We start from the raw sequence: 1,322 nt of genomic DNA on the forward strand, positions 1-1,322 counted from the left end.
CACGGTCACGTGGCCAGCGCAGGCGGGCCGTCGTAGCGGCGGCAGGCCTGGGCCGAGTTGCGGTTGTTGTGCATGTCCACCACCAGCAGACGCTTTTCTTCCTCGCTCATGCCCGGCGTGGGTGGCGGCGCCATGCGCTTGGGTGGGATCACCAGCGCGTCGCCGGGCGCCACCCACAGGTCGGCCAGGCTGATCTGGTTGACGTAGGGCCGCCAGCGCGCCACCGTGATGACCAGCGGTTCCGGGCCTTGCGAGAAGAAGATGTGGGCGAAGTCGTGGTACTCCAGGTCGGTGGCGTTCCAGGTCAGCAGTTCGCGGCTGCGGCCATCGCCCAGGTAGGGGGATTCATAGCCGGCCCATTTGCCGTAGGTGTACTGGGACATCACCAGGCCTTCATAGGTGAAGCGCAGGCACTGGCCATTACGCAGCAGCGTGGCGCCAAAGGCCTGGGCGTGTTCCGGGGTGGCGGGCAGGGGTTCGTAGCGTACTTCCGGGGTGCGGAAATCGAACTCGGTGATCTCGTAGGCCGGCCAGTCCTTGGGCGTGATCTTGCGTGGCCAGTGGGCGATGTCGCGATAGGTGACCCCGTATTCCAGCGCGGGCGCCTCTGGCGAGAGCTCGATGAGTTCGCCGATGACGGTGGCGCTCTGCTGGCCCACACCGTTCTGGTTGCACATGTAGGGATAGTGATGGGGATCGAGCAAGGGCTGCGACGGGCCGTCGGCGATGAACAGGACTGGGTCGAAATTACTCTGGTCTGGTGGCATGGCTTCCCCTGGGGTGGCGTGGATGAGTGCCGGCAGACCTCCCCCGAGGTTGCCCGGCGTTGGCGATCATCGCACAGATATCAGAGGATGCGCTTGATCTCGGCGTTCGAAGAGAGGCGGCGGATGGCTTCTTCCGCTTGAGCCAGCGCCGCTTCGGGCAGACGTAGATGGAGATGGGCCAGGGTGTCGTGACGGCTGTCCAGCAATTCGTATTTCTGCTGGGCCAGCCAGTGGCGCAGTTGCGGCTCGGCTGCATAGACCACGCCGATCTCGATTTCGGCCTGGGCCACGCGCTCGGTGCGTTGCGTGCTCTTGAGGGCGGTGGCGATCGCATCGGTATAGGCGCGTACCAGGCCGCCCGCGCCCAGTTTCACTCCACCGTAATAGCGCACCACCATGGCCAGCACGCCATCGAGTTCGTGATGGCGCAGCACTTCCAGCATGGGGCGTCCGGCCGTGCCGGAAGGTTCGCCATCGTCGGACATGCCGGACTGGGCGCCGGCCATCAAGGGCCAGCAGACGTGGGTGGCGGTGCGATGGGCTTCACGCATCCTG

General features: G+C 65.6%; 2 protein-coding genes. Both read right to left on the minus strand.

The features are described from left to right. Nucleotides 1–5: 5 nt before the first annotated feature. The gene (locus I5W_RS13785) at nt 6–767 is read right to left on the minus strand and encodes a hypothetical protein (RefSeq protein WP_044529651.1); all 762 of its coding nucleotides are present in this window, start codon (nt 765–767) and stop codon (nt 6–8) included. An 80-nt stretch (nt 768–847) separates the two neighbouring features. Next, nucleotides 848–1,322: IMPACT family protein (locus I5W_RS13790; protein ID WP_044529652.1), on the minus strand; the 475-nt coding region annotated here is incomplete at its 5' end.

The sequence above is a fragment of the Herbaspirillum sp. B65 genome (genome assembly GCF_000333555.1).
GTDB lineage: Bacteria > Pseudomonadota > Gammaproteobacteria > Burkholderiales > Burkholderiaceae_D > Herbaspirillum > Herbaspirillum rubrisubalbicans.